The following is a 14885-nucleotide window of genomic DNA, read 5'->3' as shown; positions in this document are numbered from 1 at the left end:
ATTAGTTTTTATCTTTGTCAATGATTTTGCCGCTTGCGATCCATGGCATCATACCACGAAGTCTTTCGCCTGTTTTGGTAATCAGCGCGTTTGCGGTCATATTGCGCTCTGCGTTCATTTTGACATAGCCGGCTTGGCGCTCTAAAATGAAGTTTTTCGCAAAAGTTCCGTCTTGGATCTCTTTTAGGATTTTTTTCATTTCGGCTTTTGATTGTTCGTTGATGACGCGTGGTCCGCTGACATAATCGCCAAATTCAGCTGTGTTTGAGATAGAGTATCTCATATCAGCCATACCGCCTTGATAGATCAAATCTACGATTAGTTTCATTTCGTGTAAGCACTCGAAATACGCCATTTCTGGGGCATATCCAGCCTCTACTAGGGTCTCAAAACCAGCATTTATTAGCGAGCATAGACCGCCGCACAAAACTGCTTGTTCGCCAAATAGGTCTGTTTCGGTCTCGTCTTTAAATGTAGTCTCGATAATACCGCTTCTGCCACCACCAATCGCGCTAGCATAGCTTAGAGCGATCTCTTTTGCCTTACCACTTGCATTTTGCTCTACTGCGATTAGATCAGGGATTCCACCACCATTTACAAATTCATTGCGCACAGTGTGTCCTGGGGCTTTTGGAGCTATCATGATTACATCTATGTTTTTTGGAGCTTTGATTTGTCCGAAGTGGATATTAAATCCGTGAGCAAACGCGATTGCTGCGCCGTCCTTTAAATTTGGCTCGATTTCGTTTTTGTAAATTTCGGCTTGAAATTCATCTGGGGTTAGTATCATTATGACATCTGCCACTTTTGTCGCATCAGCTACGCTTAATACTTTAAAGCCCTTGTCCTCGGCCTTTTTCCAGCTTGCGCCACCTTTTTTTAGTCCGACTACTACTTCTACGCCACTATCGCGTAAATTTTCAGCGTGAGCGTGACCTTGTGATCCAAAGCCAATCATAGCCACTTTTTTTGAGCGAATTAAATTTAAATCGCAGTCTTTGTCGTAATATACGGTAATTGCCATGAGCCATCCTTTTCAAAAAAAAATTTGCGTGATTTTAGCGCAAAAATGCTTTTATGTAGCTTTTTTGTGATATTATAAACGCAAAATTTATGAACGGAAAATGTAGATATGCAAAGCTTTATTAGCGAAAAAATCGCTTCAATGCCTAAATTTAACGATAAAATTTTAAAAATTTTAAGCTCATTTGACAATGCTAGTAGCGATGATGAGATTATTTTTCAGATTATGAATAACCCGGAATTTGAGAGTAGGATACTAGACTACGCATTTAGCACTTTTGCGCAAATTAGCATGGAAAAAACCCTTCCAAACGCCTTTAAATTTTACGGACGAGAGGGGGTTAGGGCGCTATTTTTGTTTAGCATTTTTAAGGGTAAATTTGAGCTAAATTTCGAGTGTTATAAGACAGATCGCGCTAGATTTAATGAAATTTCGCTAAAAAGACATTTGTTTTTAAAAGAGTGGATTAAATTTTATCCAGAGATTTCGCCCGATATCCTATCTAGCGTGATTTTAATGGATTTTGGTAGGGTTTTTATCAGCGAGTATATCGCTAAGCACGATAAAAACAGCGAGTTTTATCTGCATATCAAAAACTGCCTTTTTCCGCAGGATTTCACCGATGTGGAAATGCGATTTACCGGTATGAGTAGAGAGAGCGTGGGGGAGGTTTTGTTTAAGCATTTTGGGCTAGAAAAAATCGCCAAAGACATATATTTTTCTGATTTAATCGATGAAGCGCCATTTGAGAGTGCGAGGCGATACGAAATGCTAAAAGTAGCCAAAACCGTAATGGGGATCTATCACTGCTTCGATGAGCGCAGTATCGATAATGCGCTAAATTTGCTAGTGGAATTTGGTTTGGAGCAAGAGGCGTTTTTCGAAGCTAAAATAAGGGCTGGATTATGAAGGAATTTTTAAGCTCGCTTAGTCTTGGAGTGGTGGAAAAAAATCTAAATTCTGACCAAAAAGAGCTAGTGCGAAATTTGCTAAATTTAGGCGCATTGAGCTCTCACAAAGGCAAAATTTATCTAAATAATAGCTATGTTTTTGGCAGGCTCGATATCGCGCGCGATGGGACTGGGTATTTGCAAAGCTACGATGATAGATACAAAAAAGATTTGATAATCGAAAACAAATACCTAAATGGCGTGCATTTAGGCGATATAATCCTAGCAAAAATTATCAACTCAAAAAAATCTAGAATTCACGCCAAAGTGCTAATGTGCGTAAAACCTGCCTTTTCATCAAGCGTGGTTTATACGAAGAATTTCGGGCGCGAAATTTTGGGCGTAAATGTCAAAACAGGCCTAGCAAACCCGCTCAAAGCCACGCAAAAATCGCTTAAAATGCTTCCACCTGGCACGCTTTTGAAAATTGATAATTTAAGCAATGAAATTTGCGAAGTTTTAGGGAATTTAGACGATCCGTGGGTCGATGAGAAAATTTCGCTTGCGATTTATAACAAAAACGACGAATTTAACGAAGCCTGCAAGGAACAAGCCCTTAGCTTTGGCTCATCGGTCGATCCCACGCTCTACCCAGATCGCGTGGATTTGCAAAATTTGAGCTTTTGCACGATTGATCCAATCGACGCCAAGGACTTTGACGACGCGATTTATTATGATAAAAAAAATCGCATAGTCTATGTCGCAATCGCCGATGTGAGCGAGTATGTCAGCGAATACTCACCGATTGACAAAGAAGCGAAGGTAAGAGGGTTTTCGATATATTTCCCGCACAAATCCGTCCCAATGCTTCCGCGCGAGCTTAGCGAAAATATCTGCTCGCTAATGCCGAATTTACCGCGATTAGCATTTGTTTTTAAAATTTGCCTTGATGAAAATTTGAGCGTGATTAGCGAGGAACTGTTTTCAGGCATAATCAAATCAAAAAGGCGTTTTAACTACGATGAGGTCGATGAGATTTTGCGCACAAAAAGTGGTTGCGAGAGCGAAATACTAGACTGGCTACTCCCGCTAAATGAGCTTTGCGAAAAACTTAGAGCGCAAAGATTAAAGCACGGATTTGACTTTCGCACAAAAGAACTTCGCATGAGTATCGATGAGGCTGGGCTTTTGAAATCGACTAGATTTGAGAGCGATACACCCTCGCACAAGCTAATAGAAGATTGTATGCTTCTAGCTAACAAAGCCGCCGCAAAGCGCATAGAAACGGGCGTTTTCCGCAATCACGGCGCAGCTGAATTAAAGAAAATTTTCGCTTTATTGGACGATTTGGCGCTGTTTGGAATAGATGCGATTTATAAGCCAAATTTGGCAAAAATGATAGGCGAAATCCAAGCCCAAGCTGACGCGCTTGGCATGCGAGAAGAGGTCGATAAACTCATAATCAAAGCGCAAAAACGCGCCGAATACGGCTCGATTTCACGCGGCCATTTTGGGCTTGGTTTTGATACATACACCCATTTTACAAGCCCGATTAGGCGGTATTCGGATCTGATTTTGCATAGGCTTTTAAAGGCGCAAAGCAGGGGCGATGAGAAATTTTATAATTACCTGCTTTTAAACATAGACGCGACTTGCGAGAGGCTAAATGAGCTAGAAAGAGAGGCTGATAAGGTCGCATTTGACTTTATGGATCGTAAATTTGCGCGCTGGGCGAGAGAGAATTTGGGGGCTAAATTTCGCTGTTATATCGACGAAAATGCAAATGTCGTAACTGCCAAGCTCGATGATAAATTTAAGGGTGCGAAAATTTTTATTACAAATTTTACCGCCGATATTTTAACGCCAGTTTTGGTCGAAATAACAGACGCAAATATCGCAAGTGGCGTGATTATGGGAAGAGTGGTGAAAAAAATATAATGTATAAAAGAGATTTTGACGCTAGGATTGCTTCTGGAAATGTGGCGAATTTTATCTTGCTTCGAGGTGTAGATGACTTTCAAAACGAGCTTTATGCTTGGAGATTAAAGCAAATTTATGGGGCCGAAAATTTTATGAGTTTGTATTTTGGCGAGTATGAATTTAGCGTAGCAAAGAGCTTTTTGGAGCCATCGCTTTTTGGCGAGAGCAACACACTTCATATAAAAACAAACTCTTGCATAAAAAAAGATGAAATTCGCCGTTTGATTGAGTATTGCAAAAACGACGAAAACAACCATTTAATCTACGAATTAAACGAGAGCGAGGGTGCGGCAAGTAGCGATTTTGTGCGGGAGTTTGGCGGAAATGAGGTGAGGTTTTTCCGCCCAAGCAGTATGAAGGAAGCCATGGGGTTGCTAGCGCAAAAGTGCGAAATGGTAGGGATTTTCGCAAACAGCGCCGCGCTAAATAGAATTTATCAAATTCACAACGAAAACCTAAATTTAAGCGCAGCCGAGATTGAAAAATTCGCAAATTTGGGGATTGAGCTAAATTTGGAAAATGTAAATGATATGGTCTATGGGCTAAGCGAGATAAGCTACGAGGAGCTTTTCGATAAAATTTTCACCCTTAGCGATTTTCGCAAAGATTTTTACAGATTGGCTCAAAATGGCGGATACAACGATATGGAGCTGATAAATCAATTTTACAGATTTTTGCATAGAATTTTTAGGCTTCATATCTCGATAAAAACCGCGAATAATTCCGATTTTAAGGTGATTTTCGGATACACTCCGCCGCCAAATATCGCAAACAAGCTAAAAACATACGCCCAAAGTTTAAATGAAAATTTATTTCGCAAAATTTTCATACATTTAAATAAACTCGAATTTGCGCTAAAAAGCGAGAAAAATTTAATCAAAGATGAGTATTTGCTCGCCTCACTTTTGGAATTGCAAAGAATTTTATCAAAGAAAAACTAGGCTAAAAAGCAAAGATTAAGTCAAAATTTTGTAATATACAGGTTGCATTTTTTGCAAAATCCTTGCCCGCAGATTACATTTGCGAGCTAAAAATCCATAAGGAGAATTTATGAGAAATTACGAGGTTTTATTCATTGTCAAGCCTACGCTGACTGATGATGAAGTAAAAACAAAAGTTGATTTCGTTAAAGAAATCATTACAAAAAATGGCGGAAATATCGCTTCTGTCATCGAAATGGGCGCACGCAAACTTGCCTATAAAATCGATAAATATGAGCGCGGTGTTTATTTTGTCATTTACTTTACTGCTGAGCCAAGCTTGATCGCTGAGCTAGTTAGAAATTTGCGTATCACAGAGGATATCATTAGATTTTTGACTGTGAAATACGAGACAAAACGCGAGGTTTTGGCATGGGAAAAATTAAGCAAAGGCATTAAACTTAGCCCAGCTAAAAAAGAGCGCGAACCACGCGTAGCACCTGAGGCAAAAGAGCAAGCAGAGCAAACCGCTGAATAAAAGGATTTTAGATGTTTAATAAAGTAGTTTTGGTTGGAAATTTAACTCGCGATATCGAGCTTAGATATTTACAAACTGGCACCGCAATCGGTAAAACTGGCATTGCTGTAACTCGTAAATTTAATAGCGGAAATGGCGAAAAACGCGAAGAGACTTGCTTTATTGACATTGATTTTTGGGGACGCACAGCAGAAATCGCAAATCAATATTTAAGAAAAGGCTCAAAAGTGCTAGTTGAGGGGCGTTTGAAGCTCGATCAATGGCAAGACCAAAATGGTCAAAACCGCTCAAAACACAGCGTAGTGGTAGAGTCTATGGAAATGCTAAGTGCTCCACAAGGTGGAAATGGCGGAAACAATAGCTACGGCGCAAATAGTGGAAATTACGGAGCAAATAGCGGTAATAGTTATGGTGGCGGATACAACCAACACTCAAACTACTCTAACCCAAATCGCCAAAGCTCTGGTGGATATGGCGCGAACCAAACCGCACAAAATCACTATGAAGCACCGAAAAAAGAGAGCTATGAGAGCCAAATTCCAGAATATGATGTTGATTCGGACAAATATGACGAAGGCAACGATACAATTCCATTTTAATTAAGGAAAAACAATGGCAGAAAAAAGAAAATATAGCAGAAAATATTGCAGATTTACAGAGGCTAAAATCGAATTTATCGATTACAAAGACACAGGGTTACTAAAATATTGCCTTTCAGAGCGTTTTAAAATCATGCCAAGACGCCTAACTGGCACTAGCAAAAAATACCAAGAGATGGTTGAGAAAGCAATCAAACGCGCTCGCCAAGCAGCTCTTATCCCTTATGTCGTAGATCACAACGAAGTCGTTACAAACCCATTTGAAAATCTATAATTTTTCTTAGGCTAGGATTTTTCCTAGCCTATTTTTTTCTCTTTTTTACTCTACTTTCAAAAAGTCTTTATCTATTTTTAGCTGTTTTACTAGATCCAAAATAGCGTAAATTTCATCGTGGAAATACGGCATATCCAGCTTGAAAAAGTTAAATTTCAAATCATTTAATGCTTTTTGCGAATTTGCATTTTTGCGCAAAAATACGAAATGTGCCTCTTCTTTGTCGATTAAATTTAAATAAGCAATCGCAGTTGAGTCTGTGCGCAAAATCTCGCTATCAATTAGCACGATATCGGCCTTGTAAATGCGGTCTGCTAGGTGTGTTTTGAGATTTTCCCAGGTGTTGTTTGGCACTACATTACAACCCGTGCTATCTAAAAAATCCTTCAAATCATCGAAAATTTCTTTATCTTTGTGCGCGATTAAAATTTGATAATTGTATTTTTTGCTTCTAAGTCTGTTTTCTTGCTCCAAATACGAGCACTGAGCGTGCAATTTGATATGGGTTCCGCCATTATCGTTGCTTAGCTCTGCGATTTTGCCGACATCGCCTATGCTTTGCTTGGCTTTGGAAATGTATGGGTCGTTTATGACTTTACCGCTTATGAGGGCGGTTTTTAGGTTGTGGATATATGTAGTGCGAATCTCTTTTTTGACGCTGATATCGACTAAGAGTTGCATCCTTGATAGTCCTGGCTTATCATCTCGCACGGAAAATACGATTTTTATAAGGGTAGGGTCTTTGGCATTTTGTAAGAAAAATAGGCAAATATGATAAATCGCATTTGAGAGATTTATCACATATCCGTCATAATAGCGTGGCGCGTCTGGCGGGAATTTGATAAAGACCGAGCTATCGTATCTGCTACACTCTTCAAATAAAATTTCGCTTTGAAATTTAAGCGGTTTTAAGATATCGACTTGATTTATCGGGATAATTTTCTTTTTTACAGGTTTTATTTCGACCGGCTCTTTTTTAGGGAAAATATCGCCCTTATACGCCCTGCGCCTAAGTGCCTTGCGAAATACGATTCTATACACCAAAACTAATGCCAAAAGCCCTAAAATCCCAAGTAACGCGTAATCTTTAATCATAGTATTATCATCCCGTCGCCATAAGAATAAAATCTATACTTTTGCTCCACTGCTTCGCGGTAAATTTCAAGGGTCTTTTCAAGGCCGATGAAGCTAGCAACCAGCATAATTAAAGTAGATTTTGGTAAGTGAAAATTTGTAAGTAGATAATTTTGCCTAATAGGCGGATTATTTGGGTGCAAAAACAGCTCGCAAGCCCCACATCTCGCGCCATTTCGTGCGAAATTTTCCACAGTTCTAGTAACCGTAGTGCCTACACCTAAAATTTTTTTATCGCTTTTTAAAATACCAGCCGTATCTTGCGCAATGCTGTAAAATTCGGAGTGCATTTTATGCTCTCTTAAATCCCTTGCCTCAACCGGCTTAAATGTCCCAGCACCCACATGCAGGGTAATGTAGTAAATCCCGTGATTGGCTCTAAGAGAGCTAAGCATTTCCTCGCTAAAATGCAGGCTCGCAGTCGGAGCTGCCACAGCCCCTTCCTCGCGCGCGAAAATGCTTTGATACCAGCTCTCATCATCTTTGGTGTCTTCGCGCTTGATATATGGCGGTAGCGGGACATGGCCGATTTCATCGGTGAGAGCAAAAATTTCGTGTGTGCCAAGCGCTCGATTATCACGGCTAAACTCCACCACTCTAAGCCCATCTTCACAGCACTCTACGACCCGCGCGCGCAAATTTTTATCAAAAACTAGCTCGCTACCCACGCTTACTCGCCCTCTGATATATGCGCTAAATTTATTATCATTTAACGGCGAATTTAGCAAAAGCTCAATCTTGCCACCACTTGATTTAGCCCCGAAAATTCGCGCTTTTATAACCTTGGTATCGTTAAAGATAATCTCGCAAGGTGGCAAAATTTCGGCCAAATCGCCAAATTTAAGGTGTGAAATTTTATTTTTTTCTCTCTCATAAACCAAAAGCCTTGCGCTCTCTTTTGGCATTAGTGGGGCGTTTGCGATTAAATTTGGCGGCAGGTAGTAATCATAGCTGTCTACTAAATTTAAATCCATTACGCCTCTTTTACTGCGCCTTGTGCGCTTTTCTCGCTCTCTTCGTCCTCGTCTGCCTCGTCCTCATCATCATCGTCGGTTTTGTATGGATTTACCATTTTTGCGATGAGGATTGAAAGGGCGTAAAGCACGATTAGCGGACCAGCTAGCATGAATTGGCTCAAAACATCAGGCGGTGTCATAATCGCCGCAAAAACGAAGATTATAACGATTGCAAAACGGAAAAAACTAGTCAAGCTTTTGTTTGTAATAAGCCCTAGTTTGGCTAGGAAAAATGTAACTACTGGAAGCTCAAAACTAATGCCAAAAGCCACAACTAATTTTGTGAAAAACCCAACATATTCGCCGATTTTAAGCATGGCAGAGTATGCCTCGCCACCGAAATTTATCAAAAAGTTAAAAGCTACTGGAATTACGAAATAATAACAAAACGCAGCCCCTAAAAAAAACATCACACTAGCGCTTAGCACAAATGGAATTACATATTTTTTTTCGTTATCATACAGCCCTGGGGCGACGAAAAGCCATGCTTGCCAGAAAATTATCGGCATAGAGAGCAAAAGCGAGGTAAAAAACGAAACCTTCATCGCTGTAAAAAAGGTTTCGCCAAGTTGGGTGAATACGACTTTGCCGTCATCTGGGAGGACTTTGACGAGTGGGGCTTTCATAAAATCTAAGATTATTTCCCAATAATTAAAGCATACGACAAACATAAGAATTACCGTGATTACGCAGATAACTAGGCGTTTGCGAAGCTCGGCAAGGTGTGGTTTTAACTCTTCAAACATATTTTACTCTTTTGAATTTTGTGTTGGATTTGAATTTTGCGCCTGCGGGTGCGCTTCTGACTGCGCCTCTGATTGTGGCTGCGTCTGCGCTTGCGCCGAATTTGGCGTAGAATTTTGCGCTAAATTTTGCGCAGAATTTTGCTTAGAATTTAGCGAATTTTCTGCCTCATTTAGCGTGGTATTAACAGAGCTTTCTATATCGCTAAGACCCGCATTTAGCGTATCTTTGACCGAATTTAGCCCGCTTTTTATCTCGTCAAGCTCCTCGAAGGTAAGCTTTTTGCGCATGGTTTCTGTGGTTTTGCTAATGCTTTCTTTGTATTTTTTGGCGTCCTCTTTGAGTTCGGCTATGCGGACTTCTTGGTCGAAAGTGGCCTTTGCGTCGTTGATTGATTTTTTGATGACTTTGAAGTATTTTGCAATCTCAACTAGCGCGCTAGGGAGCTTTTCAGGGCCTAGGGCGATGACTGCGACGATTAAAATTATCGTAATTTCAGGGAAACTGATACCAAACATTAAAATTCCTAAACAAAAAGATTGCGTATTTTAGCTAAAACTTCATTAATCTTAAATTTAATGCTCGCTCACAAATAGGGCGATTTCGTCGGCTAGCAAGAAATTTGGATTGTAAAAAACGCCGTTTTTGAAATCTAGCTTGCCCTCTGCGCTTAAAATTTGGGCGTTTTTAAGCTCTTTTTCGCGCAAAATTTCGCCCCTCACGCCCAAAAACGAGCGAAATCCAAGGAAAATTTTTTCCAAAATTTTATCCTCTAAGCTTAAATTTTCCACGCTTTTTGCAAGCGGATTTTGTATGTATTCCTCGATACTACCTGCGCCACTGTATCGCACAAATCCGCTCGTGCCCACAGCGTGCGCCCCAAATCCAGCGTAATCCTCGCCACTCCAATACGCCACATTGTGCGCACAACGCCTGCCAGGCTGGGCGAAATTTGAAATTTCGTATTGCGTAAAGCCAAGCTCGCTAGCTTTGTTAAAGAAAAATTTAGCCAAATTTTCATCATCTCTGGCAAACTCTGCGCGCCCAAAAAATGGCGTGCCAGGCTCCAATGTAAGGGCGTATGCGCTTAGATGCGTTACCTTCGCGCGCGCAAACTGCGCAAGCTCAAATTCTAAATTTTGCTTATCATCAAATTTGCTAGCATAAATCAAATCCAAATTTATATTTGAAATTCCCGCGTTTTTGGCGTTATCCACGGCCTCGAAAATTTCATTTTTTCCGTGTGCGCGACCTAGAAATTTGAGTTTTTCATCATTGAAACTTTGCGCGCCAAAACTTATGCGATTTACGCCAAATTTTCGCATTTGCTCTATCCATTTGGGCTTGGCAGAATTTGGGTTTGCCTCGGTTGTAATCTCGGCGTCTGGGGCGAAATTTGGCGAGAGTTTTTCAAAAATCTTTTCGTAATACTGCGCCGAAATCGCACTTGGCGTGCCACCGCCGATAAAAAGGGTTGAAATTTTGAAATTTTTATTTTTTTTAATGAAATTTGAAATTTCGAAATCTAGCGCGTCAAAGTAGTTTTTAGCTAATTTAAATGCGTCCATGCGTGAGCCAAACGCGCAATACGGGCACTTTGAGGTGCAAAACGGGATATGAATATAAATATGCAAAATTTCTTCCTAGCCAAATTTAAAGGGCGAAATTTAGCAAAAATTCTTTGAATTTTAGCCAAATTTATACCTATTTTCGCTAATATTTTGCAAATTTTTTTCAAAGAGCTAATATGGAGAAAAATTACAGACCAAATGTCGCAGCTATCGTGCTTGCGCCTTCGTATCCGTTTAGTTGTGATGTGCTTATCGCCCAGCGCAGTGATATACGCGGGGCTTGGCAGTTTCCCCAAGGCGGTATCGACAAGGGCGAGACGCCAAAAATGGCGATTTTACGCGAGTTAAAAGAAGAGATAGGCACAGATGATGTCGATATCATAGCCGAGTGTCCGCAGTGGCACAGCTACGATTTTCCGGAGGCTGTGGCGCAAAAAATGCGCCCATGGGACGGGCAAATGCAAAAGTATTTTTTACTAAGATTAAAAAGCCTAAAAGGGCTTGATATCAAAACGCATAAGCCTGAATTTGATGATTTTAAATTTGTAAATGCAAATCAAGTTTTAAAGCATGTAAATCACTTCAAAAAGCCGATTTATGCGCTTGTTTTAAAATATTTTAAAGAGGAGGGATACCTTTAATGCTTATAGTTCAAAAATACGGTGGCACTAGCGTAGGCACATTAGAGCGCATAGAAGCGGTTGTCGAGCGCGTGATAAAGACTAAAAACGAAGGCCATGATTTAGTCGTAGTTGTATCTGCGATGAGTGGTGTTACAAATAGATTGGTCGAGTATGGAGAGTATTTTACAAAAGATCTAAACACTCGCGAAATGGATATGATGCTAAGTGCTGGTGAGAGGGTTACTAGCGCGCTTTTAGCCCTTGCGCTAAATGCAAAAGGCTACCCTGCGGTGGCGTTTTCTGGCAGACAGGCTGGTATCGTAACCGATACAATGCACACCAAAGCTCGCATTAGCTTTATCGATCCGACTAATATGAATAAAGCCATAAAAGAGGGCAAAATCGTCGTGGTAGCGGGATTTCAAGGCATTACAGAAGAGGGCGATATCACTACTCTTGGCAGAGGTGGAAGCGATCTATCTGCTGTGGCGATAGCTGGGGCGATAAATGCTGATACATGCGAAATCTACACAGATGTCGATGGGGTCTATACCACAGATCCACGCATCGAACCAAAGGCTAAAAAACTCGATAAAATCAGCTATGAAGAGATGTTAGAGCTTGCTAGCATGGGGGCTAAGGTTTTGCAAAATCGTAGCGTAGAGTTAGCCAAAAAGCTTAAAGTAAATTTGGTAACTAGAAGTAGTTTTAATAACAACCAAGGAACACTAATAACAGGAGAAGAAAATATGGAAGACGCAGTAATCAGCGGAATAGCATTAGATAGAAATCAAGCAAGAATCACAATCAGAGGCGTAGATGATAGACCGGGCGTTGCGGCTGAGATTTTTTCATCTTTGGCGCAAAAAGAGATAAATGTAGATATGATAGTCCAAAATATCGGCATTGACGGAGCGACAAATTTAGGCTTTACGATTCCACAAAACGAAATGGAACCAGCCCTAGAAATCATGCGCTCAGTAATTTCTAATCCAAAATGCGTAATCGAAAGCGATAATGAGGTCGTAAAGGTCTCAATCGTGGGCGTGGGTATGAAAAGCCACAGCGGTATCGCTTCGCTAGCGTTTCGCACACTAGCAGCCGAGGGTATCAATATCCAAATGATCTCAACTAGCGAGATTAAAATTTCGATGATTGTGGCTGAAAAATACGGCGAGCTAGCAGTTAGAGCCTTGCATAAAGCATATAATTTGGATAAATAATGCAAGATTTATACACTTGGAGCGCTAAAACTCTGCAAAACGAGCGAGATATGGAGTGGCTCGAAAATCGCAAAGAGCACTGGATACCGCTATTAGCGACAAAAATGCGTCTGCTATATAGCGGGTATTCGTTTGTGGTGATGTGCGATGATGAGAGAAGGTGGTTTGGCGAATATATCGTCAGCAAGATAAACGATAGTAAAAACACCAGACCGCTTCTGCCATTTTTCGAGTTTTCATCGCTTTATAACCAAGAGATTACCTCCCAAGAACAGGTCGCTTTGCTAAATGATATGCTCTCGCTCTCATTTAGCAACGGCTTCATTTATTTTTACATAGGCAGGGGCGATCATACTTACGCCAAAATAGCCAAAAGCCATGAGGATAGCTATTTGTGGCTCATCGATGAGGCATTGCCAAACAGCTTTCAGCTAAGCGAAAACGATGAGAGCCTAGATATCAAACTGCTTCAACTCTTTAAAATTTTAAACAAAAGTATCGACGCGGTGCTTTTTGGCGAAGTTGTGCTTTGAAACTCATTAATCAAATTTTTATAACGAACGATTATGCGGGTTTTAAAGCAAAAATTCTATCTGAATTTTCCCCTAAAAATTTGCGCTTTTTCGAAAGCGATGAGCTCAAAATCGACGAAGCTAGGAAGATAATCGACGAAGCCTATATCGCCGAGGTAGAGAACAAAATCATCGTAATTAGCGCGGTTAAATTTCGCGACGAGGCGCAAAATGCGCTTTTAAAAATCCTAGAAGAGCCACCGCGCAATACCATATTTTTCCTCGTTGCGCCCTCGATTACACTGCTACTGCCGACGATTAGATCTAGACTAATGGTGCAAAATTTGCTTGGCGAGAAAAAGCGCGAGCGCACGGGGCTAAATTTGCGAAAAATCGATTTGAGGCAGATTGATGCGTTTATTAACGAGTGCATAAACAAAGAACGCGTCGGCTCGCTCGATAAATTTGCCCTAAAATCGCTTGTCATGCAACTTGTCATCGAGTGCTTCGAAGCTGGGATTAAATTTAGCGCTAGCGAGCTAGAACACATAAACAAGCTCGTCTATCTCGTCGAACACAACGCCAAATCACATGCTGTATTGCCGTCGCTATTTTTGATAATCAAAGGCAAATAATGAAAATTTTTAAAATTTCAAATAGTGCCGATTTTATGGCACTTTGCGCGCGCATTAATTGCACAAAAGAGGGTGCGAAAATCATGCGCAAAAAATCAATTCTGAACTTTTTTTATATCAAAGATTTGCGCGCCCCTGCGGCAAATATCTTAAAGCAAGATGCCCTTAGCATAGGCGCGGAGCTCGTAACGGCTGAGCATGTGATCACAGGCGGGGCAAACTCAGACGCGCTTTTGATTGCAAACGATAAGCAGGTTGAAATTCTCTCAAAAAAAGAAAAGGCGCAGGATTTTGGGCTAAAAAATTTGGCGCAGTTTTTGGGGCAAAATTTCAAAAAACCCAAAATTTGCGAGATTATGGGGGTTTTAAATCTAAATTTCGATAGTTTCAATCCCGCTTCTCGCACCCAAAATTTAACCGAAGCAATCGCAAAAATCGAAAAGATGATTGAAGATGGAGCCGATTATATCGACATTGGCGGGGTTAGCTCGAAGCCAGGGAGCGTGTATTGTGGCGGGAAGGAAGAGTTTGCGCGCATAAATGGCGTAATAAGCGAAATTTATAGGCAAAATTTGCATAAAAAGGTCAAATTTAGCCTTGATAGCTTTGATGAATACTGCGCCCGTTTCGCGCTAGATCACGGATTTAGCCTTATAAACGACATTAGCGCAAATTTAAATTTAATCAGTGTTATCAAAAATTACGGCGCGAAATACTGCCTAATGCACATGCAAAACTCGCCCCAAAATATGCAAAACTCGCCACATTACGATGATTTGCTAGGCGAGATTGATGAGTTTTTCGCGCGAAATTTGGCGCAAATCGTCCAGCTTGGCGTGGAAGATGTGATTTTGGATGTGGGGATTGGCTTTGGCAAAACGGCCGAGCAAAATTTGATTTTAATCAAAAATTTAGAGCATTTTTTGCACCACGAAAAACCGCTTTTGGTGGGGGCTAGCAGAAAAAGCGTGATTGATTTTTACCACAAATCAAGCGTGGAAGAGCGATTACCTGGGTCTTTGTATTTGCATTTGCTAGCAGTGCAAAATGGCGCAGGTATCATCAGGGTGCATGATGTGAAAGAACACAGGCAAATGCTGGATTTAAAATCGGCTTATGATAAAATTTTGTTGTGAAAATGGCTAAATTTTATTAGAATTTTATCCAAATTTAGCAATACTTATCAGCTTAAATTTCACAAG

17 protein-coding genes are annotated in these 14885 nt (G+C 40.6%); 11 read left to right on the top strand and 6 right to left on the bottom strand.

All coding sequences use genetic code 11. From position 1 onward, the window contains the following. Position 1 precedes the first annotated feature (1 nt). Positions 2-1024, bottom strand: coding sequence for a ketol-acid reductoisomerase (ilvC, locus tag OFO10_RS05475; protein WP_270861900.1), 1023 nt, complete (start codon positions 1022-1024; stop codon positions 2-4). Positions 1025-1132: 108 nt separating this feature from the next. Here ilvC and OFO10_RS05470 point away from each other — a divergent pair, with 108 nt between their 5' ends. From OFO10_RS05470 to rpsR, 6 genes are all read left to right on the top strand, one after another. Continuing rightward, positions 1133-1933: a hypothetical protein gene (locus tag OFO10_RS05470; RefSeq protein WP_270866389.1), complete on the top strand. Its 801-nt coding sequence runs from the start codon at positions 1133-1135 to the stop codon at positions 1931-1933. Continuing rightward, positions 1930-3852 (top strand): RNB domain-containing ribonuclease, encoded by a 1923-nt coding sequence (locus tag OFO10_RS05465; protein ID WP_270866388.1) that lies wholly within the window; start codon positions 1930-1932, stop codon positions 3850-3852. Before OFO10_RS05470 ends, OFO10_RS05465 begins: the two co-directional genes overlap by 4 nt. Next, positions 3852-4835 (top strand): DNA polymerase III subunit delta, encoded by a 984-nt coding sequence (locus OFO10_RS05460; RefSeq protein WP_270866387.1) that lies wholly within the window; start codon positions 3852-3854, stop codon positions 4833-4835. The genes OFO10_RS05465 and OFO10_RS05460 overlap by 1 nt, the downstream gene beginning before the upstream one ends. Before the next feature lie 109 nt (positions 4836-4944). Beyond that, the gene (gene rpsF / locus OFO10_RS05455; protein WP_270859105.1) at positions 4945-5352 is read left to right on the top strand and encodes a 30S ribosomal protein S6; all 408 of its coding nucleotides are present in this window, start codon (positions 4945-4947) and stop codon (positions 5350-5352) included. A gap of 11 nt (positions 5353-5363) precedes the next feature. Next, positions 5364-5951: a single-stranded DNA-binding protein gene (locus OFO10_RS05450; RefSeq protein ID WP_270861896.1), complete on the top strand. Its 588-nt coding sequence runs from the start codon at positions 5364-5366 to the stop codon at positions 5949-5951. Between the two features lie 13 nt (positions 5952-5964). Further along, a complete protein-coding gene (gene rpsR / locus OFO10_RS05445; protein WP_270859103.1) occupies positions 5965-6225 on the top strand; it encodes a 30S ribosomal protein S18 in 261 nt (86 codons plus the stop codon). 45 nt (positions 6226-6270) lie between these two features. Here the strand turns inward: rpsR and OFO10_RS05440 are convergent, their stop codons facing one another. From OFO10_RS05440 to hemW, 5 genes are read right to left on the bottom strand one after another with little or no spacing between them, the layout of a single operon-like run. Continuing rightward, the gene (locus OFO10_RS05440; RefSeq protein WP_270866386.1) at positions 6271-7320 is read right to left on the bottom strand and encodes a hypothetical protein; all 1050 of its coding nucleotides are present in this window, start codon (positions 7318-7320) and stop codon (positions 6271-6273) included. Then, a complete protein-coding gene (gene queA / locus OFO10_RS05435; protein ID WP_270866385.1) occupies positions 7317-8333 on the bottom strand; it encodes a tRNA preQ1(34) S-adenosylmethionine ribosyltransferase-isomerase QueA in 1017 nt (338 codons plus the stop codon). The genes OFO10_RS05440 and queA overlap by 4 nt, the downstream gene beginning before the upstream one ends. Beyond that, positions 8333-9121: a twin-arginine translocase subunit TatC gene (tatC, locus tag OFO10_RS05430; RefSeq protein ID WP_270866384.1), complete on the bottom strand. Its 789-nt coding sequence runs from the start codon at positions 9119-9121 to the stop codon at positions 8333-8335. The genes queA and tatC overlap by 1 nt, the downstream gene beginning before the upstream one ends. Positions 9122-9124: 3 nt before the next feature. Further along, positions 9125-9637: a Sec-independent protein translocase protein TatB gene (gene tatB / locus OFO10_RS05425; protein ID WP_270866383.1), complete on the bottom strand. Its 513-nt coding sequence runs from the start codon at positions 9635-9637 to the stop codon at positions 9125-9127. Positions 9638-9694: 57 nt separating this feature from the next. After that, positions 9695-10753 (bottom strand): radical SAM family heme chaperone HemW, encoded by a 1059-nt coding sequence (gene hemW, locus OFO10_RS05420; protein WP_270866382.1) that lies wholly within the window; start codon positions 10751-10753, stop codon positions 9695-9697. A gap of 113 nt (positions 10754-10866) precedes the next feature. Here hemW and OFO10_RS05415 point away from each other — a divergent pair, with 113 nt between their 5' ends. The 5 genes from OFO10_RS05415 to folP are packed head-to-tail and all read left to right on the top strand — an operon-like array spanning position 10867 to position 14819. After that, positions 10867-11331: an RNA pyrophosphohydrolase gene (locus OFO10_RS05415; RefSeq protein ID WP_270859098.1), complete on the top strand. Its 465-nt coding sequence runs from the start codon at positions 10867-10869 to the stop codon at positions 11329-11331. Beyond that, a complete protein-coding gene (locus OFO10_RS05410) occupies positions 11331-12536 on the top strand; it encodes an aspartate kinase (protein ID WP_270861890.1) in 1206 nt (401 codons plus the stop codon). Before OFO10_RS05415 ends, OFO10_RS05410 begins: the two co-directional genes overlap by 1 nt. Next, positions 12536-13069 (top strand): HobA family DNA replication regulator, encoded by a 534-nt coding sequence (locus tag OFO10_RS05405; RefSeq protein WP_270861889.1) that lies wholly within the window; start codon positions 12536-12538, stop codon positions 13067-13069. Before OFO10_RS05410 ends, OFO10_RS05405 begins: the two co-directional genes overlap by 1 nt. Beyond that, a complete protein-coding gene (locus OFO10_RS05400; RefSeq protein WP_270866381.1) occupies positions 13066-13683 on the top strand; it encodes a DNA polymerase III subunit delta' in 618 nt (205 codons plus the stop codon). The genes OFO10_RS05405 and OFO10_RS05400 overlap by 4 nt, the downstream gene beginning before the upstream one ends. Then, positions 13683-14819, top strand: a complete 1137-nt coding sequence (folP, locus tag OFO10_RS05395) for a dihydropteroate synthase (RefSeq protein ID WP_270866380.1) — start codon at positions 13683-13685, stop codon at positions 14817-14819. Before OFO10_RS05400 ends, folP begins: the two co-directional genes overlap by 1 nt. The last annotated feature ends 66 nt before the right edge of the window (positions 14820-14885 follow it).

The organism is Campylobacter sp. VBCF_06 NA8 (genome assembly GCF_027737825.1).
GTDB lineage: Bacteria > Campylobacterota > Campylobacteria > Campylobacterales > Campylobacteraceae > Campylobacter_B.
This window is presented reverse-complemented; position numbering and strand designations above follow the sequence as displayed.